The following is a 25,392-nucleotide window of genomic DNA, read 5'->3' on the forward strand; positions in this document are numbered from 1 at the left end:
CCGGTGATCAACCCGGTGATCAACCCGGTGATCAACCCGGTGATCAACCCGGTGATCAACCCGGTGACCAATGCGCTGATCAACGCGCGCCCACAGGTAGAAACTGGCATCGGGCATCGCTGTATCCAAAACACCGCTGAGAAGCGGCGTCACGGCGTCGAACTTTTCCCGGTATTGGCGACGGTTTTCGACGACATGCGCTTCGTCTTTCCAGGCGGCAATGCTGGCCGATTGCACGACCGGACTCATCGCGCAGCCGTGGTAGGTACGGTAGAGCAGGAACTGCTTGAGGATGGCCGCATCCCCTGCCACGAAGCCGGAGCGCATGCCCGGTACGTTGGAACGTTTGGACAGGCTGGAGAACATTACCAGCCGGTCGTAGTTGCGCCCGAGTAATTTGGCGGCTTCCAGGCCGCCGAGTGGCGGTTTCGCTTCGTCAAAGAAGATTTCCGAGTAGCACTCGTCGGAGGCGATGATGAAACCGTATTTGTCGGAAAGTGCGAAGAGCTTCTTCCAGTCGTCGAGATCGAGCACCTTGCCGGTCGGGTTGCCGGGTGAACAGACAAAAAAGAGTTGTACGCGGTGCCATTCCTCATCGCTCAGCGAGTCGTAGTCGAAGGCAAAGTCATTTTCCGGCAGCGTGTTGAGAAAACGCAGATCGGCACCGGCGAGGTAAGCAGCACCTTCATATATCTGGTAGAAGGGATTGGGGCTGACGACCAGCGGTACGTAACCCCTCGAAGGGTCAACAACCGTTTGCGTAAAGGCAAAGAGCGCTTCGCGCGAGCCATTGACCGGAATCACCTGCGTCTCCGGATCGATGCTGACGAGGCCGTAGCGCCGCTCCATCCAGTCAGCGATGGCGCTCCGCAAGGCGGGCACCCCGAGCGTGGTAGGATAGTTCGACAGGCCGCCGAGTCCGGCCGTCAGCGCATCCTTGATGAAGGCCGGCGTTTCGTGTTGTGGCTCGCCGATCGAAAGTTTGATTTCGCGCAGCTTCGGGTTCGGCGTAACGCCGGTAAAGAGCTGGCGTAATTTTTCAAACGGGTAGGGATGAAGCTTGGCGAGGTCTGGATTCACGTTGTGAGTACTGAGCTGTATTGGATCAATGATTATAAGGGGCATCGCTTGATAAGGGGCATCGCTTGACGGCAAAAGGAAGCGCGGCAGAAGGAGGGCAGGGGGAAGTGATACGCGAGAAGCGTGCGGCCATCCTCTCGCTGCTTACCGGTGCGCTGGTCTGGGGCCTGATCTGGTATCCCTACCGCATTCTGCGCGATGCCGGAATCGACGGCGTTGCGGCTTCGACGCTGACCTACAGCGTGGCCTTTGTCTTCGGCCTGGTCTTTTTCAGGCGCGCGTTGGGTGGTTTCTCGCCATCATGGACGCTGTTCTGGCTGGCGTTGGCGTCGGGCGGCTGCAACCTCGGCTATGTTCTTGCCACCTTGAACGGCGAGGTGGTTCGCGTGCTGCTGCTGTTCTATCTGGCGCCACTATGGACCGTACTGCTCTCGCGTTTGCTGCTCGGCGAACGGCTAAACCGCGCTGGTGTTTTCGTCATAGCGCTGTCTTTGGCCGGCGCGGCAACCATGCTCTGGCATCCGCGGATTGGTCTGCCGGTGCCAAAGGATGGCGCCGACTGGCTCGGCTTGGGGGCGGGTTTCTCGTTCGCACTGCTGAATGTGCTTTCCCTGAAGGCGCAGCGCGTAAGCATCGAAATCAAGTCGATGGTGGCCTTCTCCGGAACGATGCTGATCGGTGGTCTGCTCATGCTTTGCGGAATCGGCCAGTTGCAATTGCCTGCCGCACCTTCAGCCTGGCTGCTGCTCGGTCTGATCGGCTTCGTGCTGGTGGTGGTCAATTTTGTCGTTCAGTATGGTCTTGCGCGTGTCGCCGCCAACCGGGCAATTGTGATCATGCTTTCGGAAATAGGCTTTGCCGCACTGGCCGCCTGGTTTCTTGCCGACGAAGCGCTCGGCCTGCGCGATTGGGTGGGCGGCGCGATGATCGTTGCGGCCAGTTTTTTTTCGGCGAAGATGGAAAGCTGATCCGCCAGAATTCGTCAAGAATGGCTTGGGAGGCAGTAAATAAGCGGGGTTTGAAAACAGTGCCCTGAGAACCAATGTCCATGCGCCTTCCCGGGCATGATCTTGTAGATCGCCATTTTACGGGCCTTGCAGGGCGGTGACTGAGTCAGGCGATTTCCGACCGTTCTCCCGTATTTTCCCGAAATAGATCGGTGTCTGTCATCGTTATATCCTTCGCAAGAGATGGACTTCAGCCGGGGCTTTGCTGCAACGCACCAAAATGATAATCTTCTCGATAATTGAAAATAAAAGAGGGGCAACATGAGCGATACAGATCTGAGTCGATTTTTTCTTGAGCAGGTGCGCCTGTTCGAAAGCTTCTCTGCCGACAAAGTGGGTGAAATTGTTTCTTCCTCCGAGTTGAGAACCTTTGAGGGCAACGAGGCCATTTTCGAGTGCGGTGAAGAGGGACGCTTTATCGGCGTCCTGGTGAGCGGTCATGCGGAGGTTTCCGTCGCTGACGCAACCGGCGGCCGGACTGTAATCAGCCAGCTTGAGGCCGGCGATGTCTTCGGCGAAATGTCGCTGCTGACCGGGGATCGTACGATTGCCGACGTGATCGCGGGGAATCGCTGTTTTGTCCTGCTGATCCCCCAGGAGGTATTCAATACCCGGATTCTCGTCAATCCGAAAGCCATCACCTACCTCTCAAGGCTGTTGGCCGAGCGCACCCGGGCATTGGCGGTGGACCTCAATACACTGCAAGCTCGGGCGGAAGCTCGCTCATCCGATCCCTACTTGCTGAGCCTGAAAACCGATACCCCGGGCAAGATTCTGGCACTCAACGTGGGTCTGAGCCAGATCCGTTTCGGCATCTACGACACCCGCGATGAAGCGGCCGAGGTGCGAGGCATCTTCGATACGGCAGACAGTGCGGTGACGCGTATTACAGTGCGTCAGGGTATCAGGGTGAAAACCCTGGAGCGAACTCCTTTCCCTCTCGCCGATTTTTTCAAGGTCATGCAGGAAGCGGTTCAGCAACTGGGTGATAGCGCTGCGTTCGACGCCGCCGAAATTATTGCCGTGGGCCATCGTGTGGTTCATGGCGGTTCCAAGTTCTCCAGTTCAGCGGTGATTACACCGGCGGTGATTGCCGACATCGAAGCTTTGTCGGTGTTCGCGCCGCTGCATAATCCGATCAATCTTGAGGGGATACGTGAGGCGCTCAAGCAGTATCCCTCGGTTCCCCATGTGGCTGTGTTCGACACCGCCTTTCACCAGACTCTGCCGCCCTACGCCTATCTCTACGGTCTTCCCTACGATCTGTACAAAAAAGAGGGAATTCGTCGCTATGGTTTTCACGGCACCTCGCATCGCTATGTTTCGCTGAAAGCGGCCGACGTGCTCAAGCGCTCCGTCGGCGAGATGGAAATCATCTCCTGTCACCTTGGAATCGGCGCGTCGATATGCGCCATTGACCACGGTCGATCGGTCGACACCAGCATGGGCATGACACCGGCTGACGGTCTGATAATGTCCAGTCGGGCTGGCAGCATCGACCCGGCGGTCATGGTGCATCTGATGCAGCACTACCAGATGCAACCCGATGCGCTGTTACGGATGATCAACAGCGAAAGCGGCTTGAAAGGCATTTCGGGCATTTCCAGCGACATTCGCGAAATCGAGGCCGCCGCCAACGAGGGGCATCATCGCGCCCTGCTGGCGCACAAGGCCTTCTGTTACCAGATACGCAAGAATATAGGCGCCTATGTGGCGGCCATGGGCGGCATCGATGTCCTGGCCTTTACCGGCGGCATCGGCGAAAGCAGTCCGACGGTGCGTAGCCTGGCCTGCCAGAGCCTCGGCTACATGGGCATCAAGCTCGACGAGGAGAAGAACCGCAACCTGAGTTCGGTCAACTCGCATGCCATTATTTCGGCTGAAGATTCGCCGGTAACCATCCTCGTCGTAGCCAGTGACGATGACCGTCTGGTGGCCTGGGAAGCCTTGCGCGCCATCGAGCGCAATCAGATCATCCTGTCGCTCAAGGACGAGGGGCAGGCGCCGATTCCGATCGAAATTTCGGCGCACCACGTCCATCTGTCGCAGGCCGACGTAGAAAAACTATTCGGTGTCGGTCATCAGTTGACACCCGAACATGAGTTGTCGCAGCCGGGGCAATTCGCCTGCGAGGAAAAAGTGCATCTGGTCGGACCGAAGGGGCGCATTGCCAACGTCCGCGTGCTCGGCCCGACGCGTAAGGAAACCCAGGTGGAAATCGCCATGACCGAGCAGTTCAAGGTTGGCATTCAACCGCCGATCCGCGAATCGGGCGACCTCGCCAACACGCCGGGAATTACCCTCGAAGGCCCGGTCGGCAGTTCCACCCTCGAGCGTGGCGTGATTTGCGCCCAGCGCCACATCCACATGACGCCCGAGGACGCGATGCGCTTCCGGGTGCGCGACAAGTACGTTGTGCGCGTCCGTGTTGCCGGAAAAAGAGAATTGATCTACGGCGACGTGGTGGTCAGGATCAACCCCAGTTACCAGTTGGCCATGCACATCGACACCGATGAAGGCAATGCGGCCAACATCAGCACCGGTATGCTGGGTTTCATCGAGGGAATCCAGAACCGGCGGTGATTGACGGGCTTTATTTTGTGATCTAGCGGTTCTTGAAAGTCGGCTTGCGCTTTTCGACGAAGGCGGACATGCCTTCCTTCTGGTCTTCCAGGGCGAAGCTGGAATGGAAAACACGGCGCTCGAAGAGCAGGCCTTCGTTGAGCGAGGATTCGAAGGCGCGATTGATTGATTCCTTGATCATCATGACCAACGGCAACGAGTAGCCTGAAATGGTCGCCGCCGCTTTCAGTGTTTCCTCAAGCAGCTGATCGGCTGGAATTACCCGTGCTACCAGACCAGCTTGTTCGGCTTCTATCGCATCCATCAGGCGCGCGGTCAGGCATAGGTCCATGGCCTTGGCCTTGCCCACGGCGCGCGGCAGACGTTGCGTTCCTCCGGCGCCGGGCAGGGTGCCCAGACGGATTTCCGGTTGGCCGAACTTGGCATTATCGGCGGCAAAAATCATGTCGCACATCATCGCCAGTTCGCAGCCGCCACCCAGGGCAAAACCCGCCACGGCCGCAATCACCGGCTTGCGCGTGGTTTTGATGCGCTCCCAGTTGCGGGTGATGAAGTCGGTTTTGTAAGCCTGCATGTAGTCGAAATCCTTCATGAAACCGATGTCGGCTCCGGCAGCAAAGGCCTTTTCGTTTCCCGTAATGACTATGCAGCCGATGGTTTCGTCGGCTTCGAAGGCATTGATGGCGGCGCCAATGCCGTCGACGACTTCGTTGTTCAGCGCGTTCATCGCTTCAGGACGATTGATGCGGATCAGGCCGACCTTGCCGTGGATTTCGGTCAGTACAATCTGGGTCATGTCTGTTCTCCAAAGTGCAAAATTGGTTAAATTTTCAGCGTCGGCGGGTTTGCCGGAAGCTGTTTTGTCATGGTAGGCTAAACAAATAGGATAAAACATCGTAAAACAAGGACGAAAAACATGCAGGCAGATGATATTGAATTCAGTTCCGATGGTATTGATGAGATCAACGCCATTTTGTGCGAAGGTACGCGCATCGCTTGCAGTACGACTGATTTTTCGACGGCCTTGGTGCGCTTCAGCGAAGCCTTTCCAACGCTTGCGCCGAAGATGAACGCACTTGCCGAATCAAACGACGCCGATGCGCAACGTGCGCGCTGCTATATGCTGTTCCGCGAAATATGGAAACGTGTTCCGCGACCCGATCACGGATTTCGTCCGCTCCCCTTGCCCAAGCAGGAACGTAATGAGCCTTGCCAGTGCGGTTCCGGGCGGAAATTCAAACAATGCTGCGCCCGGCTGGAAGGCGTGCTGCCATTCGATCCGCAAGGTTTGAGCCTGCTCAAATATGTGCTGGAAGACTTGCCTACTTCCGCCTACGAAAAGCTGCCTTTCGACCATATGTCACCCGAAGAACTGGCCTTCGTTGCCGAGCAGTGGATAGAAGAGGGGAATTCCGACGAAGTCACCTTCCTGCTGGTTCCGTTGCTGAGCCAGGTGAAAAAGCTTGATGCCCGCCATGAAGCCGCGTTTGACATTCTAGGCGATGCCTACTTGCAACTTGGGATGCCCGAGCAGCGTATTCAGCTGGTCGAGCGAGTGATGGAAGCCAGCGACCCGACACTCCGCTGCGCAGCGATGCATCGCCGTTGCACGATCTATTCGGATGCCGGCGACTGGTCCGCCGCGTGGAAACTGTTTGCCAAGGCCGAACACCTGCAACCCGACAACCCGTCGCTCGCGCACCTGGAAACGATCATGCTGGCCAGCGAGGGGAGGACTGAGCGTGCGAAAGAACGCGCGCTTTACTGGCTGTCGCGTCTGGGGCGACAAGGCCACGTCCCTGCCGACGATCCGCTGATGGATTTCTTGCGCCAGATGAGTGAAGACCCCGATGCCGTACTGGCGATGATTCGAAGCGAAGTATTCGATGACTACGATGAGGATGATGAAGAGGATTTTCTGGACGATGATGACTTCGAATGGATGATGCCACTGGTCGGCATGCTGGAAACCCTGCCTGAGCCGGTATGTCACTACAAACTTCACCCCGCGCATGGCGATGCCGGAGGGCTTGAAGCGGATCAGTATCTGGCAGCGCTGGAGCAGCAATGGCAGGTCGTTTTCGAGAACGACACCATTGACGAGTATGACGAACAAAACCCCTGGGAAAACACCGGATGGATTTCATGGCTGACAGAGAATCCGCTGGCCTGGCAGAGCTTTGCGATTCTTGACGACGTTGCCGCATTCATCGACGAAACGCCGATGGTCAATGCATCTGAAGATACGTATGTCGATATGGAGAAGCAGTTACTTGATCACGCCTTTTCGTTGCTGGAGGCCGTTATTTCCGGCAACAAGGCGCAAGGTTGCCGGCTGGAGTGGGGCTGGATTGAAAATCGACCGGCATTGCGTCTGCTGGATAGTTACATCAACACGCTGGTCGATCTCGACGAGGAGTTACGCCTGCTTGAATGGCTGGTATGTACACTCAACCCAAACGACAACCAGGGCCTGCGTGAGTCGCTGGCACGACGGTTGATCGCAAGCGACCGAGCCTCCGATGCGCTGGCCTTGTGCGATCGTTACCCTGACGATAGTTTGGGGGCAATGCCTTACGCACGCGTACTGGCCTTGCACCAACTCGGTCGCCTCGAAGAAGCCGCTACGGCGCTAGCCGTAGCGCGTAAGCAGCGACCAAAATTCCTGGGCGCACTGCTCAACCCCAGCACAGCCATGCCCGATCTGGATTTCGAGTCAGTCACCGTCGGCGGTGACGACGAAGCCTGGTACTACCGGATGGACTGGTTCCCCTTGTGGTTGCAAACGGGCGCGCTGGACTGGTTGCAGAAAGTGGCCAAATTTTGAATTTGCCAAAGAACGAATTTGGCGAACGTAACCTCCTTCTTTAAATGGCGCCAATATCCATTCCGCAATCGGATAGCTACAGCAAGTATTTGACAGTGCTTATGTTGCAGTGCAAAATAAAAAATTGATATTTCGTCGAATGTTCCCGTTCAGCATTCTGGTCTACGCGAGTAAAACATATGGCAGCGCCGTCAAATTCTTTCGCACCTTCGATGCAGGATATGGTTCAGGTCGGTCAGACCCTGATGCAGGGTCTCATGAATTTTCTCAATACTCAGCCTGGTGCCTCCGGCGTGTCGGGACCGTCCCTTGAGCCCCCGGATCCGGATCAGTTGGCGAAGTTGCAGAAGAGTTTTCTGGATCAGCAGCAAAGCCTGTGGAATTCGATGTTGATGCGCGGGAAAAACGATCCGCCCGTGCCAGTGGTCGAGGTTGAACCGGGTGACCGTCGTTTTTCTTCACCCGAATGGCAGAGCAGTCCGATTTTTGATTATGTCCGGCAATCCTATCTGCTCAATTCGGATTTTATCCGCCAATTGGTTGAGCTATTCCCGGCCAGCGAGGACAAGTCAAAGGACCGCGCCCGTTTTCTGGCTCGTCAGTTTATTGACGCGTTGTCACCAGCCAACTTCGCAGCGACCAACCCGGAGTTCATTCGGCGTGCCCTCGATACGAAGGGGCAGAGCATTACCGACGGCATCAATAACCTGATCAATGATTACGGTAAAGGTCGCGTATCCATTACCGACGAGTCGGCATTTGAAATTGGCAGGAATCTGGCAACGACCCCCGGCGCCGTGATTTTCGAGAATGAATTCATCCAGTTGATCCAGTACGCCCCGACGACACCCAAGGTGGCCAGGCGACCGTTGCTGATTGTCCCGCCGTGTATCAACAAGTTCTATATCCTCGATCTGCAGCCAGAGAATTCCTTTGTCCGTTATGCAGTGGAGCAAGGCAATACGGTCTTTCTTGTTTCCTGGCGTAATCCCAAGGCTGAGCAAGGGCACCTGACTTGGCACGATTATCTGGAGGGCGGACCAATTACCGCCATCGACATAGTGCGTGAGATCTGCAAGGTCGATCAGGTGAATGTGCTGGGCTGGTGTGTTGGCGGAACGATCCTGACCAGCGCAATGGCCGTGCTCGCTGCTCGTGGTGAAGACAAGGTGGCCAGTCTGACGCTGCTGACCACCTTGCTTGATTATTCTGAGACCGGCGAACTTGGCCTGTTCATCGACGAACAGTCGGTGGCAGAACGGGAAGCGACGATAGGCCAGGGCGGCCTGCTGAAGGGAAGCGAGCTATCGAGCGTCTTCTCGATGCTGCGCGCCAATGATCTTGTCTGGAACTATTTCGCCAGTAACTACCTCAAAGGACACAAGCCGCAGGCTTTTGATCTGCTTTACTGGAATTCGGACAGTACCAATTTGCCCGGGGCTTTCGCCTGCTGGTATCTGCGTAGTCTTTATCTTGAGAATGGTCTTCGCGTACCGAACAAACTTGAAATGTGTGGCGTGAAGGTCGATCTGGGGCGCGTACTGGCACCAAACTACATTCTGGCGACGAGTGAAGATCACATCGTGCCCTGGAAAACCTCGTTTCTCAGTACGCAACTGCTGGGTGGAGATTCGCGTTTTGTCCTCGGTGCAAGTGGACACATCGCCGGGGTGATCAACCCGGCGAGTAAGAATAGACGCAGCTATTGGCTAAATGACAGCCCGCAGAGTAGTGCGGATGACTGGCTGACGGGTGCGCAAGAAAACAAGGGAAGTTGGTGGCACGACTGGACTAAATGGCTGAAAAACTATGCTGATGGTGAGCGGGTTGCGCGAAAAAAACCTGGTAATGCGCAATACAAGCTCATTGAACCGGCGCCGGGGCGTTACGTAAAAGAAAAATGCTGAGTTTTAATCGCCATCCACAAAGGTGGTGTTTATTGTGTGTGCTACAAAAAAGTAGGAGACAAGAAACCAAAGAGTTGTACCCGTTATATCAACGCAGGCCAGTATTTTTCTACTGACCGGCAGAAACTTTTTTCAGCTATTTCATTGGTTTACAAACGAAAGGAAATAACATGACGCAACGTGTTGCTCTGGTTACAGGCGCGATGGGCGGTCTCGGTACCGCAATTTGTCAGGAACTCTCCAAGGCTGGGCACAAGGTAGTTGCTGCCTACCATCCGGAGTTCGACAAGCCGGATGAGTGGACCAAGGAAATGGCTGCAGCCGGTTTCAAGGATTTAATCTGTGTCGCTGGTGATATTTCGAGTTTTGACTCGTGCGCGTCCATGGTTGCCGAGGCCGAAGCCAAGGCTGGTCCAATCGATATTCTGGTGAACAACGCAGGGATTACCCGTGACCGCATGTTTGCAAAGATGGAACTGGGCCAGTGGGATGCTGTGATTGCTACCAACCTGACCAGTCTCTTCAATATGACCAAGCAGGTTTCCAGCAAGATGGCCGAGCGTGGCTGGGGCCGCATCATCAACATTTCCTCGCTCAATGGTGTCAAGGGCCAAGCCGGCCAAACCAATTACTCCGCTGCCAAGGCGGGGGTAATCGGTTTCTCCAAAGCGCTGGCAGCCGAGCTGGCAGCCAAGGGGGTGACGGTCAATGTCATCGCTCCCGGCTATGTGGCAACCAAGATGGTCATGGCCATCAAGCCGGAAGTTCTGCAGAGCATCATTGACGGTGTGCCGATGAAGCGCCTGGCCAAGCCGGAAGAAATCGGCGGGGCCTGCGCTTACCTGGCTTCCGATCTTGCCGCTTTCATGACCGGTGCAACCATGAACATCAATGGTGGTTTGTATTACCAGTAAGCGTTTTACAAAGTAAGAAACAAGGCAGTCTCTGTTGAAGAGACTGCCTTTTTTTCTGATGTATAATTGTGCTCTGCAACATTAACGCGCCTTGAAGAGCGTGCTTTGTCTGATTTCCAATGGAGTGGTCTGCATGTCTGAGTCGTTGCGACTGGTCAAGAAATACCCGAATCGCCGTCTGTACGACACTAAAACAAGTGCCTATATCACCTTGAGCGATGTTAAAGGCCTCGTACTTTCCCTCGAGAACTTCAAAGTCGTGGATGCTAAAACCGGTGAAGATCTGACGCGCAGCATCCTGCTGCAAATCATTATCGAAGAGGAAACTGCCGGCATTCCGCTGTTTACCACTGAGCTTCTGTCGCAAATGATTCGCTTCTACGGCCATGCCATGGAGGGAATGCTGGGGAAATATCTGGAAACGAACATCAAGTCGTTTTCCGAGTTCCAGATGAAGCTTCAGGAGCAGTCACATTCGCTTTATGGTGACAACAGCAACCAGGTACAAAGCGATATGTGGTCCCAGTTCATGAACTTTCAGGGGCCTGCCATGCAGACGATGATGTCCACCTACATGGATCAGAGCAAGAAGATGGTTCATCAGATGAAGGATCAGCTAAAGAGTCAGACCCTGAACATGTTTTCCGGTATACAGGTTCCAGGTTTCACCACCGAAGATGTGAAAAAGCCATACAAAACGGATAAGTAGGTTGGCTGATCCGGTTTTTTGAAAGATTACGCGGCGAGCGCTGATTCCAGCCAGTCGCCCAAAGTCGGCTTCGTTTCCCTCGGGTAGTGCAATGAGGTAATTGAATGCTGCTTGATTTCAATGTTAATCAGGATTTCAGTCTCGGCATAAGCGTTTGTTGTAGGCATTTCTATTCATTTCTTGAACCCATGGAGTAGAAATGCATCTAACTTTCATGCAGCAATGACGCAACCCCCTGATTATCGTATCAATCGGAAAAAAGTTATTCATTTGACCTAGATGTCAATATCAAGGATACTTTTTCTTGTCTAATTGAAATTCATATCCTTGCGGCGTACCAAGTTAAGCATTCCCGGAAAGCCCAAGAAAATCCGCGGCGCAGGCCATAACATGCGCCGCTTACCCTGGGCGCGGCATACCCGCGCTGACAATCACCAAGAAAGGCATTTCATGAATCCCCAAAACGGTTACGACATTGAAGACTTGTCTGTTGGCATGAGCGCAGAAACCGCCAAGACCATTACTGATGCGGACCTCGTCTTGTTTGCCGGCGTGTCCACGGACGTCAATGCGGTTCATATGGATGAAGACTTTGCGAAGACGACGATGTTTGGTGGCCGCATCGCGCACGGCATGTTGTCAGCCAGCCTTATTTCAGCAGTGCTGGGCAATCGTTTGCCTGGGCCGGGCACAATCTACATGAATCAGTCCTTGCGCTTTCGCGCGCCGGTGCGTCCCGGCGACACTGTGCATGCCAAGGTGACAGTCAAAGAAGTTATCCTGGAAAAGAGCAGGGTAGTGCTCGAAACCGTGTGCACCGTAGGTGACACGGTGGTTATCGATGGAGAAGCAACGATGTTGGCAACCTCAAGCCGAAAACGCGAAGCGGCCGGTAAATAGTCAGATTCGGAGTCAGATTCGGAGTCAGATTCGGCGACCCGTTCCACGCCAGCCGATTTTGCTCCTTGGCTCCGGCATTCGATATTCTGCCCGCGGTCGTTGATCGACTACCGCGGGCAGTTTCAGTGAACGCCCGTAAGAAATCAGTGTCCGCTAAATTGCGGCAGGCGTTTTTCGAGAAAGGCTGTTAACCCTTCCGCATAGTCGGTGCTGTCGATAAACGCAAAGGAGGCTCGCTTTTCGACTTCACTGAGTGGCGCAGGATCCATCATCCGGGCAATCCACTGCTTGTGCCATCTTGCGACCAGCGGTGCACCAGTTGCGATGTGCTGCGCCGTTGCAATGGCTTCGTTGTGAACGTCGGCGTCAGGCACCACACGCGTCAGGAGTCCCTTGCTTAGTGCATCGGAGGCTGTCAGTAATCGGCCCTCAAGCAGTATCTCCCTGGTTAGCGCCGGACCGGCGAGAGCCAGCAAGCCAGCCAGTTCACCGGGGTACATGGAAAATCCGAGCTTCATTACCGGTGCGCCGAAACGGGCTGATTGTCCTGCAATCCGCAGATCACAGGCACAGGCGATTTCCAGCCCGGCTCCGGCACAAGGCCCCTGAATCGCCGCTATGGTTGGTTGGGGAAGTTGCTGGACAGCTTGCAATACTTGCCCAACCGCCTCGTGATAGGCCAGTGCGCTGTCAACCGTGGCACGGGCTTCACGCAGTTCCTCGATGTCACCGCCAGCGGCGAAAACCTCGCCTGCACCGCGCAGGATCACGCAACGAATGTCGGATTCTCCCGCAAGCTGCAGCATGATCTGCCTCAGTTCCCTCCACATCGGGGCGTTAAGGGCATTGAGCTTGCCCGGGTTGGAGAGCGTGACCGTAGCGATAGGGTCTGTACGTTCGCAATGTACGGTGGCAATGGTCATCGGTATGTGTCTTTCATGGATACATTTAGCGGAAGTGAAGTTCGCGCGCAAAAAGGATGCTGCCCTCCGCAGCGACGGCGGACAACAGCGCTAAGCCGTTCCGAACTACCGCAACGGCGCCGTTTCCCTAGCTGATGCGAATCCAGTGATTATCCTGGAAACCGCAGTTTGATGTGGCTGGCGAGTCATTGAGCCAGAATTCATAATTGCAAGCTGCCCATCCGTTTTCAGAACAAAGGCGCTTAAGACAGTTCCTGGGGTCTTTAGTTCGCTTTTTGGAAGTATCTGAGATGGATATCGCACAATAGATATTTTGTGCTCTTTTCATGTTGCAGAACATCTTCATCAAGCGATAAAATAAATTTTTGTATCTGGGTTCGGCTGGATTGCGGTGGTATTTATGCTCCCCTCCGGCATCGTTTTTTATCTAACAAAACTCGATTGGTTTCTTTCTCCGGAAGGATGTCTTTCAAAGACGGCTCGTCACACTGCAACCTTGCCCAGTGCCCGTGTTGCTTTGCTTCGTGTTAGTCGATGGAAAGCCCACCCACTTCGGTGAAATTCTTGCAAATATTGATGAATATCTTTTTTTAGCAACGATTACGGAGGCAACACATGAAGCTCACGCTGACCCCTGAAGAAATGAATGCCTATTGCAGCGAGTTGCACGATTCCAATGCGGCTTTCAAGGCAGATTATCCGGCGGATTCTTTCGAAAGGCAGCCAGTCCATACGGTTTACGGGGGCGCCAATCTGTTCAAGGCCGGGTTCTCCGCCAAATTGGGTGAAGTTGCGCTGAAGACGCTTGAAACCTATGCGCCCAGCTACAGTGTATTCGCCCGCGCGCTGGGCTTGCCGCGTGCTGACACCCTGCCGACCAACCCTGTCGAGTTGGCGAGTCTGACCCGCGCCCTGGAAGCGAATCCCGAGCAGGTGCGCGAGACCAAACAGGCGGCCTGGCTGGCTTACACGGTCTATAACCGGGTTGTAAAAAAACTTCAGAGCGAGCCAATCGAGGACAATCGGATCGATTTCGAGGATGGCTACGGCAATCGTCCCGACGCTGAGGAAGATGGCCATGCCGCCTCGGCTGCGGACGAAGTTGCCAAAGGCATGAGTGAAAACCTGCTGTCGCCGTTTATCGGTATTCGGGTGAAGACCTTCTCCGACGAGTGCAAGGTTCGCTCGATTCGCACGCTGGACATTTTCCTGACTCGCCTGGCCGAAAAGACCGGCGGCAAACTTCCACAAAATTTTATCGTTACCCTGCCCAAGGTCACCACACCGACCCAGGTTTCCACCTTCGTGAAAATCCTGGCGAATCTCGAAGCCAAACTGGGTTTTCCAAAGGATTCCTTAAAAATGGAAGTGATGATCGAGACCACCCAGTCGATCATCAATCACAAAGGGGAAAACACCGTTCCGCTGCTGGTTTTTGCTGCCGACGGACGTTGCCGTTCAGCCATTTTCGGAACCTACGATTACACCGCCTCCTGCAATATCACGGCCGCGCATCAAACTCACACCCATCCTGCCTGCGATTTTGCTCGCCATGTATTGCAAGTCAGTTTGGCCGGAACCGGCATCACCATCAGCGACGGTGCGACTACCAGCATGCCGATCGGACCGCACAAGGCCGCCAAGGACACTGTGTTGACGGCCCAGCAGATGGACGAAAACCGTGCCGTGGTTCATGGCGCATGGAAGCTTCACTACGACAACATCATGCATTCGCTACGTCACGGCTACTACCAGGGCTGGGATTTGAATCCGGGGCAGTTGCCGGTGCGCTATGCGGCCATGGATGCATTCTTCCTTAGCGGTCTACAGGACGCCTCGTTGCGGCTGAATGCATTCCTTAACAAGGCGGCTCAGGCGACGCTGGTGGGTAATACCTTCGACGATGCCGCGACGGGTCAGGGGTTGCTCAATTTCTTCCTGCGCGGCATGGCGTGCGGCGCGATCAACGAGCAGGAAGTGCTGGCGACGGGAATCACACTGGAGGAATTGCGCTCCCGTTCGTTTGTTCGCATCGTCAATAATCGGACCCACAAATAACCGCCGATCAGCCATTAATAAAGGGAGTAACAATGAGTAAGATCATCAGCAGGATGCAGGAACCGTTGCAGTATCTTGAATCGGCCGATGCGCTGATCAAGAAATCACTGAACTGGATAAAGCAGCAATGCATCGGCGGCAAGGGGGTTTCGAGCGACAAACTCGACGAACATCAAATGGCCAGCTTTGATTTGAGCTGGTGTGCCGCCGAATGCACCGCCGCACGTTTTGCCGAGGAATATGCCAGCAAGGTGGCCGCCTCCGCTCAGGTGGGCGATCGCATCTGCCTGGAAGAGCGGATGGCCCTGGTTTTTTGCGCCGAGGCGTTGCAGAACATTCACAATCGTTTGCGCGCGCGTCCGCAGAATTACGGTCTGAAGAATGAGGACTTGGCGGTTTTTACTGCTCCCTCACTCACCGATTTCTGCCAGAACCAACTGGATGCAGGCAATCTGGAAGCCCTGGGCAGGCAGGTCGTTGCCTTGAATGGCGCCAGCGGTGACTACATGCTCAGCCACGATGCGACAATGATGCAGGATTCATTCCGTAAGCTGGCAACGAATGTGGTGATGCCACTGGCGGAGGAGATTCATCGGCAAGACCGCATCATTCCGCAGGAGATTCTCGATCCGCTGACCGAAATGGGCTGCTTTGGTCTGTCGATCCCCGAGCGCTACGGTGGCATCCAGAGTGACGACCATGAAGATAATATGGGGATGATCGTGGTCACCGAGGAGCTTTCGCGCGCCTCGCTTGGCGGGGCAGGCAGCCTGATTACACGACCGGAAATCCTCAGCCGAGCCCTGCTCAAAGGTGGAACAGAAGAGCAGAGGCAGAAGTGGTTGCCCCAGGTTGCCATGGGCCAGCCCTTGTGTGCCATTGCCGTCACCGAACCGGATACTGGCTCCGATGTTGCGGCGATGCGACTCAAGGCGACCAAGTGCGATGGCGGCTGGAAACTCGACGGCGCCAAGACCTGGTGCACCATGGCCGGCAAGGCCGGGCTTCTACTGGTTCTGGCCCGCTCCAATCCCGACCGCTCGCTCGGCCACAAGGGACTGAGCATGTTCCTGGTCGAAAAGGAATCGTATGACGGGCACGATTTCGAATATCGTCAGCCACAAGGCGGCATGCTCACGGGGCGGGCTATTGCGACCATTGGCTATCGCGGAATGCATTCCTACGAGCTTTTCTTCGACCATGTATTTGTCCCGGACGAAAATCTGGTGGGTGGGCCGGAGGGCGAAGGCAAGGGCTTCTACTTCACCATGGCCGGATTTGCCGGTGGGCGTATTCAAACGGCCGCACGGGCTATCGGCGTCATGCAAGCCGCATTCGAACGGGCTGTTTCCTATTCCCAGGAGCGGAAGACGTTCGGCAAACCCATCGGCGAATATCAACTCACGCTCGTCAAACTGGCTCGCATGGCGACGCTGTTGACCGTTTCCCGCCAGTTTACCTACGCCGTCGGTGGTTTGATGGATCAAGGCCTGGGGCAGATGGAAGCCAGCATGGTCAAGCTGTTCACCTGCCGGACGGCCGAGTGGCTCACCCGCGAGGCGATGCAGATTCATGGCGGCATGGGCTATGCCGAGGAGTGTTCAGTCAGCCGTTATTTCCTCGATGCCCGAGTACTGTCGATCTTCGAAGGGGCCGAGGAGACTCTGGCTCTGAAAGTCATCGCACGCTCGCTCATCGATGCTTTGTAGGTAATCCAGACTCGCCCCGACACAGCCCAACAGATAGCCACGCCAAAAGGAATATTCCATGTCGCAAGCAATCCGGTTTCAAGCACAGGCCGAGCTGGCCGAGAAGGTGACGGTGGACTTGGAAAAAGTCCGCTATCCGCATTATGGACGCTATCTGGAGGAGTTCGTGCCGGGGCAGGTGTTTGTTCATCCCCGTGGTTTTACTTTCCTCGCTGCCCAGATGGAGGGTTTCGCCCGCACCTACCTGCAATGCAATCCGCTTTACCTCAATGAGCAGTACGCCAGAGCGATGGGATTCCTCGGTCTGGTCGCGTCGCCGCAAATGGTCTTCAACGTCGTTCTCTCACTGGGCGTACAGAACGATTCCGAAAAGGCGATGGCCAACCTCGGTTATTACGATGCCCAGTATTTGCGGCCGGTTTATGCGCTGGATACCATCCGCTCTTTGACAAAGGTCATCGATCGCAAGGAGCGCGGTGCCGGCAAACCGGGAATCGTTACCATCCGGACTCTGGGCATCAATCAGAACGATGAAGTCGTTCTGCAATACCAGCGGAAAATCATGGTCGGCGGTCAAGGAGACCGCCCATCAACCACTCCGTTGCCACCGTCGGCGTTGATGCCGGCTTTCCCTTGGGTTGATGATGCCGAGGTCTTTCTGCCTGACTTCCCGGCGCAGCTAGCTTCGGGTTTGACTGGCCCGAATTCCTATTTCGAGGACTTTTCGGTCGGCGACATCATCGTTCATTCCAATGGCAGAACGATCACCGACGAGCATCTGTCGCTGACCTATGCGGTGGGCAATACGCATCCGCTGCATTTTGATCGAGTCTTCAGTTCCGGCTTGTCGGGGAAGATGAGCGGCGATCCCATCGTCTATGGCGGACTGGTGTTTGCCTGGCTGGAAGGACTGGCCAGTCGCGATGTCAGCGAGAACAGCGTCTGGGAACTCGGCTTCACCGAGGGCTATCACACCCAGCCAGCGATTGCTGGCGACACCGTTGCCGCCCTGTCGCGCGTACTGGCTGCCGAAGAGGCGCCGGGCGAACTGGGCAAGAAGTTCGGCATCGTGAGTTTTCAGCTCATTGGAGTGAAGAACATCAGTGCGGCCAACGCCTTGGCCAAACATGGCGAGGACTTGTTCATCAAGGAAAACGATAAAAAAGACATGGGCAAGGAAAAGATCGATGAGAAGATTTTTGAGATTGAAAGACGTCTTTTGATCAGGAAAAGGGGATAAACATGGTTGCCGGCCAGAAAAAAAAGGATCATACGTGGTTGATGCGGACCTATAGCGGTCACAGTTCGGCCAAAGCGTCCAATGCGCTTTATCTGACCAACCTTGCCAAAGGCCAGACGGGTTTATCGGTGGCTTTCGATCTGCCGACGCAGACCGGCTACGATGCCGACAATCCTTTGGCCAGGGGTGAGGTAGGCAAGGTCGGAGTGCCCGTATCGCATATCGAGGACATGGATCAGCTGTTCGACCAGATTCCGCTCGATAAAATGAACACGGCGATGACCATCAATGCCACGGCGCCATGGCTGCTGGCGCTGTACATCGGCCTGGCGCAACGGCGTGGCATCGATCCGAAGATGCTGAGCGGCACTACCCAGAACGACATCATCAAGGAATATCTCTCGCGCGGCACCTACATCTATCCGCCAGGTCCGTCGATGCGCTTGATCGCCGATACGATCAACTACACCGTCAAGCATGTGCCAAAGTGGAATCCGACCAATATCTGTAGCTACCATTTGCAGGAAGCAGGAGCCACCCCGGTTCAGGAACTGGCCTATGCTCTCTGCGCCGCGATGGCGGTACTGGACCGGGTCAAGGCTTCCGGTGAGATAAAGCCTGATGAGTTCCCCCAGGTCGTTGAACGAATCTCGTTCTTCGTCAACGCCGGCATACGCTTCGTTGAAGAATGTTGCAAGCTGAGGGCATTCGGCGAAATGTGGGACGAACTGACTCTCAACCGATACAAGGTTGAAGATCCGAAGCTGCGCCGCTTCCGTTATGGTGTCCAGGTTAACTCCCTGGGGCTAACCGAGGCGCAGCCGGAAAACAACGTACAGCGAATCGTTCTGGAAATGTTGTCCGTGGTGCTTTCCAAAGGCGCTCGCGCCCGCGCCATCCAGCTCCCGGCCTGGAATGAGGCCCTTGGCTTGCCGCGCCCCTGGGATCAGCAATGGGCATTGCGGATACAGCAGGTGATGGCACTCGAAACCGATCTTCTTGAGTACGGCGATATTCTGGATGGGTCGCCAGTCATTGCCGCCAAGGTCAGCGAACTGATTGAGGGAGCCAGGAGGGAGATCGAAAATGTAGAGGCTCAGGGCGGGATCATTGCCGCGATCGAGTCCGGCTACATCAAGCGGGAACTGGTCGGCAGCCATATGAACCGGTTGCGTGCCATCGAGTCGGGCGATCTGAAAATAATCGGTGTCAACTGCTTCCAGGAAACCGCTCAATCGCCGCTGACCCTGGGCATCGATGGCGGCATCATGAAATCCGATCCGGCAGCCGAGCGTGAGCAAATCGAACGACTTCAGGCACATCGGAAAAACCGTGACAACGCCGAAGTTCGCGCCGCACTGCAGGGGCTCACCGATGCCGCAAAAAGTGACGAGAACATCATGCCGAGTTCGATTCGCTGTGCCTTGGCGGGCGTCACTACCGGGGAATGGGGCGATTCCTTGCGCGCGGTTTTTGGCGAGTTCAGGCCGCCGACAGGCATCGACATTGCCATCGACAGCCGCGTCGTCCTTGGCAAGAAGGATCAGGTAACCGAGATCAGGGCACGAGTTGCCAGCACGGGTTTGGCACTGGGCCGTCCCCTGAAACTGTTGATCGGCAAACCGGGGCTGGACGGGCATTCCAATGGCGCGGAACAGATTGCTGTCAAGGCCCGGGATGTCGGCTTCGAGGTTGTCTACGACGGTATCCGGCTGACTCCGCAACTGATTGCCCAGGCAGCCCAGGAAGAAGGGGTGCATATGGTGGGCCTGTCGATACTCTCGGGAAGCCACATGGTGCTGGTGGAATCCGTTCTGGAGGAGCTGCGCTTGCGCGATCTGGCGAATGTGCCGGTGATTGCCGGTGGGATCATCCCGCAGGAGGATGCCGAAAAACTCGCGGCGCTGGGCGTGCGTGCAGTCTACACGCCCAAGGATTTCAATCTGAATACCATCATGGCCGACATGGTGGACGTGATCCGCGATTGCAACGGGCTCGAACGGTTTGGCTTGCTGCAGTGACGGATAAATGACTCTAGCGAACCTTCCCGATCCCGAGCAGTTGGCTCTGCGGATTCGGCGCGGGGAGCGGGCGGCGGTTGCCAGCGGCTTGAACCTGCTGGATAACAAACTGGCCGCCGCGCGTACCTGCTCGGCAAGGCTGCTGGCGTCGCTTTCCGGCGAGCAATGGCTGAATGACGGCCACCTGATAGGGATAACAGGACCTCCCGGTGCCGGGAAGTCTTCGCTGGTTTGCGCGATGATTCGGGAATGGCGCCTCTCGGGCAGGACCGTCGGGGTGCTGGCGGTGGATCCGTCCAGTCGCCCTGAACTGGGCGGTGGCGCCTTGCTGGGTGATCGTATTCGCATCAAGAGTCCGTCTCATGACGACGGTTTGTTCATCCGCTCGCTGGCCAATCGCAATCAAATGGGCGGTGTGGCAACCGAGGTTTGGCCGATGAGCTGGCTGATGCTCGCCTGCTTTGACATCGTCGTGATCGAGACGGTCGGTGTCGGCCAGACCGAAATCGACATTGCCGAGATCGCCGACACCGTCTGTTATGTGGCACAACCGGCCTCAGGCGATGCCATCCAGTATCTGAAGTCCGGAATTATCGAGATACCGGACGTTTTCGTGGTCAACAAGTCCGACCTTGGCGCCCCGGCACGCAAGACGGCTGCCGAGATTGGCCGTAGCGCCCCGCGCCAGGATCGCCGGGAGGATTGGGATTACCCGGTGTGTCTGGTGAGCGCGACGATGAATACCGGGATCAAGCAGTTCCAGGATCATATCGACCGGCACCGCAGCTTTCTCGTCAATGCGAGTTTGCTGGGCAAACTGCGCGCCCGCCATCACAGCGCCTGGGTCATGCGCTTGTTGAAAGAGGAATTCGGAACTTTCGGGCTGGATCTGGCCGGTGGCCTGGCCGTTATTGGCAAACGCCTGAGCGAAAATCGATCCGGCCAGTTCGAAGAATACGAGAGCATGCGACAGCATATTATTTCCAGATTCAAGTCAACGTCAGATTGATCGTGTAGTCCAACCAAAGAAGGAGCATCCTGATGAGTAAGCAGTTATATGAAATAGGCGATATGCCTCCCCTGGGCGAAGTTCCTGAAAAAATGCACGCGTGGTTGATCCGCGCGGAGCGCTTTGGCAAGCCAATGGAGGCGTTTCAGAAGGAAGTGGTGAATACCCCGTCCATCGCCGATGACGAAGTTCTCGTTTACGTGATGGCGGCGGGCATCAATTACAACAACGTTTGGGCGGCATTGGGTATTCCTGTCAATGTCATCGGCGCCCGCAACAAGGGTGGTGAGCCGGAAGACTTCCATATCGGCGGCAGCGATGCGTCCGGGATCGTCTATAAGGTCGGCAAAGACGTGACCAACGTCAAAGTGGGTGACGAAGTGGTGATGCATTGCGGCACTTACAATCGCAATTGCGAGTGGGTCAAGAAGGGTGGCGATCCGATGTATTCGCCGTCGTTCAAGATATGGGGGTACGAAACCAATTTCGGCAGTTTTGCCCAATTCACCCGAGTGCAGGGCCAGCAGTGCATGCCCAAGCCCAAGCACATGAACTGGGAAGAATCCGCTGCCTATGCGCTGGTTGCAGCGACAGCCTGGCGGATGCTGCATGGCTGGGGAGCCAGTTCCATTAAAAAAGACGACGTGGCCTTGATTTGGGGCGGCGCAGGCGGCTTGGGCTCGATGGCGATCCAGATTGTCAAGGCGGCCGGCGCGACCTCCGTGGCCATGGTCTCAGGCGAAGACAAGTTTGATTACTGCATGAAGCTGGGCGCGAAGGGTTGCATCAATCGCAATGATTTCGATCACTGGGGCATGCTGCCGCACTGGAAGGACAATGCCGGCTATGCCAAGTGGCTGAAGGGCGTGCGCTCCTTCGGCTCGAAGATCTGGGAAGTGCTGGGTGAGAAGCGCGCGCCGAACCTGGTCTTCGAGCATCCGGGCGAAAGCACCGTCCCGAGTTCAATTTTCGTTTGCGAAACCGGCGGCATGGTCGTCATCTGTGCCGGCACCTCCGGCTACAACGCTACGGTCGATCTGCGTTACCTGTGGATGCGGCAGAAGCGCCTGCAAGGCTCGCATTTCGCCAATTCCGTGCAATGCAACCAGATGAACGAACTGGCGCTGAGTGGCCAACTCGATCCCTGCATGTCACGGGCGTTTACCTACGATCAACTGCCGGATGCCCATCTATTGATGCACGACAACAAACACCCACACGGCAACATGTCAGTACTGATTGGCGCCACCGAGTTCGGTCTGGGCGCCAGCGGCAAGCCGTCCGTGGCCATGGTGCATCCAACGCTGCCCAAGGACGATGTGCACACCACACCCCATCCGTACCCGATGTCCGAACCCTTACCCAGCATCGAGCAGGCCGAGGCGCTCACCATCGCCGACGATGGCACCAAGGTTCGTGATTTGATGCATCGCGGCATCATTTCCTGTACTCCCGATGACACGGTCGGAGCAGTGGCCAAAATCATGGTGGAAAATGAAATTCATGCGGTGGTAGTCATGGACGGGCAGGGCAAGGCCACTGGCGTCGTGTCGCAGACCGACATGGTGCTGGCGCGCCAGGGCCGGACGTCGGATCAGGCGCGGTTGATGCTGGCCAGGGAAATCATGACCCCAGGCTGCGCAACCTGCGATGCGGATATGCTGTTGAGCGATGCGGTCAGCCTGATGACGGGTCGCCGGATGCATCGCCTGGTAGTGACCGAGAAGGATCAGCCGGTCGGCGTTATTTCCATGACTGACGTGGTGCGCAAGATCATCGGCGATTAATCAGCGCTCGATCAAACCACTCTGGCACGTCGCGCCATCCCTCCTTATTCGGGAGGGAGCAATGCAAAACTCCCTTCTCATCCTTCGGGACCGAGAAGGGTTTTTTTCTAACGGGCATGACTTTGCAAGGAGCCCCAAATTATGAAAGTCATGCCCGTTTCCCTCACCCCCGACCCCTCTGATGAAACTACTAGCCATTCGACTAAGCTGCCAAAAGACGGCAGCCAAGTCGCTGGTTATCCCAGAGGGCGAGGGGAGATTCGAGAGTCGCTAGCGCGACTTTCACGCTAATCGATGGAGAATTTCCTGCCATGCAAGCCATCGTTTGTCATGAACTTACCGGCCCTGCTGCATTACGTCTGGATGAGGTTCCAGAACCGCGCCCCGGTCCCGGCCAGGTGCGTATCCGGGTTCGGGCCTGTGGGGTAAATTTTGCCGATAGCCTGATCACCCGTGGCCAATATCAAAAGCAGCCGCAACCGCCCTTCAGTCCCGGCTTTGAAGTTTCCGGCGAGGTGCTGGAACTGGGCGTCGGCGTGAAAGGGATCGCCATCGGAGATCGGGTGATCGCCATCACGCCGCACGGTGGCTACGCCGAGCAGGTCATCGCGAACATCAACTGTTGTGTGCCGATGCCGGCGGCGATGACTTGGGAACACGGCGCGGCCTTTCCCGTGGTGTTCGGCACCTCGCATGTCGCCTTGTGGCATCGGGCACGGTTGCGGACCGGGGAGACGCTGGTGGTGCATGGCGCATCCGGAGGCGTCGGATTGACCGCCGTCGCAATAGGCAAGCAATTAGGGGCGACGGTCATCGCCACGGCTAACGGCCCGGCAAAACTGGAAGTAGCACGCGCAAACGGCGCCGATCACCTGATTGATACCAGCCATGAAGAAGTGCGATCGCGCATCAAGGAACTAACCAATGGTCGCGGTGCGGACGTTATCTACGATCCGGTTGGAGGTGAGTTGTTCACTGCTTCGCTACGCAGCATCGCCTTTGAAGGGCGCATCCTGATCATTGGTTTCGCGGGCGGCACGGTACCGCAGATTCCTGCGAATCATCTACTGGTCAAAAATGTGGATGTGATCGGTCTTAACTGGCCGGCTTATGCAGAATTGCATCCCAAGGTGATGACCGAAAGTTTTCAGACGCTGATTCAATGGTATCTGGATGGCGCGATCAAGCCGCATGTCTCGGCAACCTATCCGCTGGAACAGGCAGTCGAAGCGCTCAACCAGGTTGTGAGCCGAAAATCTACTGGTAAAGTGGTCATTACTACCGAATAAGATGCCGAAATTAATAACCGTATCAAGTCTTGCCTGGATTGGAACGTACTCCGAACATCTCATGAATTGATGGCAACCGACTTCGCACGCGAGGAAAAAAATGCAACGAGAATCCATGGAATACGATGTCGTGATCGTCGGCGGCGGCCCGGCCGGGCTGGCTGCGGCGATCCGCTTGAAACAACTGGCGGTCGAGAAGGGCGGCGAGATCAATGTCTGCCTGATCGAGAAAGCTGCCGAAATCGGCGGCCATATCCTCTCCGGCGCCGTACTCGACCCGCGCGCGCTGGCCGAACTCTTTCCCGACTGGCAGGCGCTCGGCGCACCGCTCAAGGCAGCGGTCAGCGAAGACCGCTTCCTCATGCTCAAGGAAGGCGGCAGCGCGCAAATCCCGAGCTGGATGTTGCCCGGCTGCTTCCACAACGAAGGCAACTACGTCATCAGTCTGGCCAATCTCTGCCGCTGGTTCGGCCAGCAGGCTGAAGCGCTTGGCATCGAGATCTACCCCGGATTTGCCGGCGCCGAGGTGCTCTACCACGACGACGGTTCGGTCAAAGGCATCGCCACCGGCGACATGGGTTTGCTCAAGGATGGCAGCCAGGGCCCGGCCTACCAGCCCGGCATGGAACTGCACGCCAAATACACGCTGTTTGCCGAAGGCTGTCGCGGCCAGCTCGGCAAGCAACTCGAAGAGAAATTCAATCTGCGCGCAGGCGCCGACCCGCAGGTGTACGGCATCGGCCTCAAGGAACTCTGGGAAATCAAGCCGGACAAGCATCAGGCCGGGCTGGTCATCCATACCGGCGGCTGGCCGCTCGACGCCCAGACCTACGGTGGCGGCTTCATGTACCACATGGAAGACAACCTGGTGGCCGTCGGCTTCGTCACCGGCCTTGGCTACAGTAACCCCTATCTGTCGCCCTACGAAGAGTTTCAGTGCCTCAAGACGCACCCGGCCCTGCGCGTGTTTCTTGAAGGTGGCAAGCGCATTGCCTACGGCGCCAGGGCGATCACCGCCGGTGGTCTGCAATCCTTGCCCAAGCTGGTATTCCCAGGCGGCGCGCTGATCGGCGACGATGCCGGTTTCCTCAACGCTTCGCGCATCAAGGGTTCGCACTGCGCGATCAAGACCGGCACGCTGGCGGCGGAAGCCTGCTTCGACGCGGTGGTTGCCGGACGAAGCCGTGATGAACTGTCAGCCTATCCTGACGCCTTCCGCCAGAGCTGGCTGTTTGCAGAACTGCACAAGGCGCGCAACTTCAAGCCGTGGATGGCCAAGGGTCTGCATCTCGGTAGCCTGATGTTCGGCATCGACCAGATCCTGTTCCGTGGCAAGGCACCGTGGACGCTGCACCACAGCGCCGCCGATCACACCAAGCTCAGACTTCCTGATCCAGTCCGTATTTATTCAGTATTTATAGGAAATTAG

18 protein-coding genes and 1 pseudogene are annotated in these 25,392 nt (G+C 56.3%); 15 read left to right on the plus strand and 4 right to left on the minus strand.

What is annotated here, in order from left to right:
- Window positions 1-1,080, minus strand: a 1,080-nt coding sequence (gene dapC, locus ACOYNV_RS16820) for a succinyldiaminopimelate transaminase (RefSeq protein ID WP_422900951.1), incomplete at its 3' end; no start/stop codon positions are given.
- A 65-nt stretch (window positions 1,081-1,145) separates the two neighbouring features.
- On the opposite strand from dapC, the gene ACOYNV_RS16825 reads away from it, so the two are divergent.
- Together ACOYNV_RS16825 and ACOYNV_RS16830 are read left to right on the plus strand one after the other, a co-directional pair.
- Window positions 1,146-2,048 (plus strand): DMT family transporter, encoded by a 903-nt coding sequence (locus tag ACOYNV_RS16825; RefSeq protein ID WP_422900952.1) that lies wholly within the window; start codon window positions 1,146-1,148, stop codon window positions 2,046-2,048.
- Between the two features lie 300 nt (window positions 2,049-2,348).
- Complete coding sequence (locus ACOYNV_RS16830) at window positions 2,349-4,670, plus strand: acetate/propionate family kinase (protein ID WP_422900953.1); 2,322 nt, start codon at window positions 2,349-2,351, stop codon at window positions 4,668-4,670.
- Between the two features lie 22 nt (window positions 4,671-4,692).
- Here the strand turns inward: ACOYNV_RS16830 and ACOYNV_RS16835 are convergent, their stop codons facing one another.
- Window positions 4,693-5,466 carry an enoyl-CoA hydratase gene (locus ACOYNV_RS16835; RefSeq protein ID WP_422900954.1) on the minus strand — a complete coding sequence of 258 codons (774 nt, stop codon included), beginning with the start codon at window positions 5,464-5,466 and terminating at the stop codon, window positions 4,693-4,695.
- A 120-nt stretch (window positions 5,467-5,586) separates the two neighbouring features.
- On the opposite strand from ACOYNV_RS16835, the gene ACOYNV_RS16840 reads away from it, so the two are divergent.
- From ACOYNV_RS16840 to phaR, 4 genes are all read left to right on the plus strand, one after another.
- Window positions 5,587-7,497, plus strand: a complete 1,911-nt coding sequence (locus ACOYNV_RS16840) for an SEC-C metal-binding domain-containing protein (RefSeq protein WP_422900955.1) — start codon at window positions 5,587-5,589, stop codon at window positions 7,495-7,497.
- A gap of 179 nt (window positions 7,498-7,676) precedes the next feature.
- Window positions 7,677-9,404: a class I poly(R)-hydroxyalkanoic acid synthase gene (gene phaC, locus ACOYNV_RS16845; RefSeq protein ID WP_422900956.1), complete on the plus strand. Its 1,728-nt coding sequence runs from the start codon at window positions 7,677-7,679 to the stop codon at window positions 9,402-9,404.
- 170 nt (window positions 9,405-9,574) lie between these two features.
- The gene (gene phbB / locus ACOYNV_RS16850; protein ID WP_422900957.1) at window positions 9,575-10,318 is read left to right on the plus strand and encodes an acetoacetyl-CoA reductase; all 744 of its coding nucleotides are present in this window, start codon (window positions 9,575-9,577) and stop codon (window positions 10,316-10,318) included.
- Window positions 10,319-10,451: 133 nt separating this feature from the next.
- Entirely contained in the window at window positions 10,452-11,027 is a 576-nt protein-coding gene (phaR, locus tag ACOYNV_RS16855) for a polyhydroxyalkanoate synthesis repressor PhaR (protein WP_422900958.1), read from the plus strand.
- Between the two features lie 26 nt (window positions 11,028-11,053).
- On the opposite strand, the gene ACOYNV_RS16860 is transcribed toward phaR, so the two are convergent.
- Entirely contained in the window at window positions 11,054-11,194 is a 141-nt protein-coding gene (locus ACOYNV_RS16860) for a hypothetical protein (RefSeq protein WP_422900959.1), read from the minus strand.
- 283 nt (window positions 11,195-11,477) lie between these two features.
- Between ACOYNV_RS16860 and ACOYNV_RS16865 the strand changes: the two genes are divergently transcribed.
- A complete protein-coding gene (locus ACOYNV_RS16865) occupies window positions 11,478-11,927 on the plus strand; it encodes a MaoC family dehydratase (protein ID WP_422900960.1) in 450 nt (149 codons plus the stop codon).
- A 143-nt stretch (window positions 11,928-12,070) separates the two neighbouring features.
- Here ACOYNV_RS16865 and ACOYNV_RS16870 read toward each other — a convergent pair whose 3' ends face one another.
- Window positions 12,071-12,850: an enoyl-CoA hydratase/isomerase family protein gene (locus tag ACOYNV_RS16870; RefSeq protein ID WP_422900961.1), complete on the minus strand. Its 780-nt coding sequence runs from the start codon at window positions 12,848-12,850 to the stop codon at window positions 12,071-12,073.
- Between the two features lie 615 nt (window positions 12,851-13,465).
- Between ACOYNV_RS16870 and ACOYNV_RS16875 the strand changes: the two genes are divergently transcribed.
- The 8 genes and pseudogenes from ACOYNV_RS16875 to ACOYNV_RS16910 form a co-directional block, all read left to right on the plus strand.
- Window positions 13,466-14,908 carry a DUF6986 family protein gene (locus tag ACOYNV_RS16875; RefSeq protein ID WP_422900962.1) on the plus strand — a complete coding sequence of 481 codons (1,443 nt, stop codon included), beginning with the start codon at window positions 13,466-13,468 and terminating at the stop codon, window positions 14,906-14,908.
- Window positions 14,909-14,940: 32 nt separating this feature from the next.
- Entirely contained in the window at window positions 14,941-16,617 is a 1,677-nt protein-coding gene (locus tag ACOYNV_RS16880) for an acyl-CoA dehydrogenase family protein (RefSeq protein ID WP_422900963.1), read from the plus strand.
- A gap of 58 nt (window positions 16,618-16,675) precedes the next feature.
- Window positions 16,676-17,857, plus strand: a complete 1,182-nt coding sequence (locus tag ACOYNV_RS16885; RefSeq protein ID WP_422900964.1) for a MaoC family dehydratase — start codon at window positions 16,676-16,678, stop codon at window positions 17,855-17,857.
- Window positions 17,858-17,859: 2 nt separating this feature from the next.
- Entirely contained in the window at window positions 17,860-19,878 is a 2,019-nt protein-coding gene (locus ACOYNV_RS16890) for a protein meaA (RefSeq protein WP_422900965.1), read from the plus strand.
- Window positions 19,879-19,885: 7 nt separating this feature from the next.
- Window positions 19,886-20,887, plus strand: coding sequence for an ArgK/MeaB family GTPase (locus ACOYNV_RS16895; RefSeq protein ID WP_422900966.1), 1,002 nt, complete (start codon window positions 19,886-19,888; stop codon window positions 20,885-20,887).
- Window positions 20,888-20,919: 32 nt separating this feature from the next.
- Window positions 20,920-22,674 carry a crotonyl-CoA carboxylase/reductase gene (gene ccrA / locus ACOYNV_RS16900; RefSeq protein ID WP_422900967.1) on the plus strand — a complete coding sequence of 585 codons (1,755 nt, stop codon included), beginning with the start codon at window positions 20,920-20,922 and terminating at the stop codon, window positions 22,672-22,674.
- Between the two features lie 311 nt (window positions 22,675-22,985).
- Window positions 22,986-23,963, plus strand: coding sequence for an NADPH:quinone oxidoreductase family protein (locus ACOYNV_RS16905; RefSeq protein WP_422900968.1), 978 nt, complete (start codon window positions 22,986-22,988; stop codon window positions 23,961-23,963).
- Between the two features lie 100 nt (window positions 23,964-24,063).
- Window positions 24,064-25,392: pseudogene (locus ACOYNV_RS16910) on the plus strand (NAD(P)/FAD-dependent oxidoreductase); the annotation flags it as partial.

The sequence above is a fragment of the Propionivibrio sp. genome (assembly GCF_049316945.1).
GTDB lineage: Bacteria > Pseudomonadota > Gammaproteobacteria > Burkholderiales > Rhodocyclaceae > Propionivibrio.

Bases quoted from the DNA above. Each gene is read 5' to 3' on its own strand.
- ACOYNV_RS16830 (WP_422900953.1), top strand. From the start codon at position 2,349: ATGAGCGATACAGATCTGAGTCGATTTTTTCTTGAGCAGGTGCGCCTG.
- ACOYNV_RS16835 (WP_422900954.1), bottom strand. From the start codon at position 5,466: ATGACCCAGATTGTACTGACCGAAATCCACGGCAAGGTCGGCCTGATC.
- ACOYNV_RS16840 (WP_422900955.1), top strand. From the start codon at position 5,587: ATGCAGGCAGATGATATTGAATTCAGTTCCGATGGTATTGATGAGATC.
- phaC (WP_422900956.1), top strand. From the start codon at position 7,677: ATGGCAGCGCCGTCAAATTCTTTCGCACCTTCGATGCAGGATATGGTT.
- phbB (WP_422900957.1), top strand. From the start codon at position 9,575: ATGACGCAACGTGTTGCTCTGGTTACAGGCGCGATGGGCGGTCTCGGT.
- phaR (WP_422900958.1), top strand. From the start codon at position 10,452: ATGTCTGAGTCGTTGCGACTGGTCAAGAAATACCCGAATCGCCGTCTG.
- ACOYNV_RS16860 (WP_422900959.1), bottom strand. From the start codon at position 11,194: ATGCCTACAACAAACGCTTATGCCGAGACTGAAATCCTGATTAACATT.
- ACOYNV_RS16865 (WP_422900960.1), top strand. From the start codon at position 11,478: ATGAATCCCCAAAACGGTTACGACATTGAAGACTTGTCTGTTGGCATG.
- ACOYNV_RS16870 (WP_422900961.1), bottom strand. From the start codon at position 12,850: ATGACCATTGCCACCGTACATTGCGAACGTACAGACCCTATCGCTACG.
- ACOYNV_RS16875 (WP_422900962.1), top strand. From the start codon at position 13,466: ATGAAGCTCACGCTGACCCCTGAAGAAATGAATGCCTATTGCAGCGAG.
- ACOYNV_RS16880 (WP_422900963.1), top strand. From the start codon at position 14,941: ATGAGTAAGATCATCAGCAGGATGCAGGAACCGTTGCAGTATCTTGAA.
- ACOYNV_RS16885 (WP_422900964.1), top strand. From the start codon at position 16,676: ATGTCGCAAGCAATCCGGTTTCAAGCACAGGCCGAGCTGGCCGAGAAG.
- ACOYNV_RS16890 (WP_422900965.1), top strand. From the start codon at position 17,860: ATGGTTGCCGGCCAGAAAAAAAAGGATCATACGTGGTTGATGCGGACC.
- ACOYNV_RS16895 (WP_422900966.1), top strand. From the start codon at position 19,886: ATGACTCTAGCGAACCTTCCCGATCCCGAGCAGTTGGCTCTGCGGATT.
- ccrA (WP_422900967.1), top strand. From the start codon at position 20,920: ATGAGTAAGCAGTTATATGAAATAGGCGATATGCCTCCCCTGGGCGAA.
- ACOYNV_RS16905 (WP_422900968.1), top strand. From the start codon at position 22,986: ATGCAAGCCATCGTTTGTCATGAACTTACCGGCCCTGCTGCATTACGT.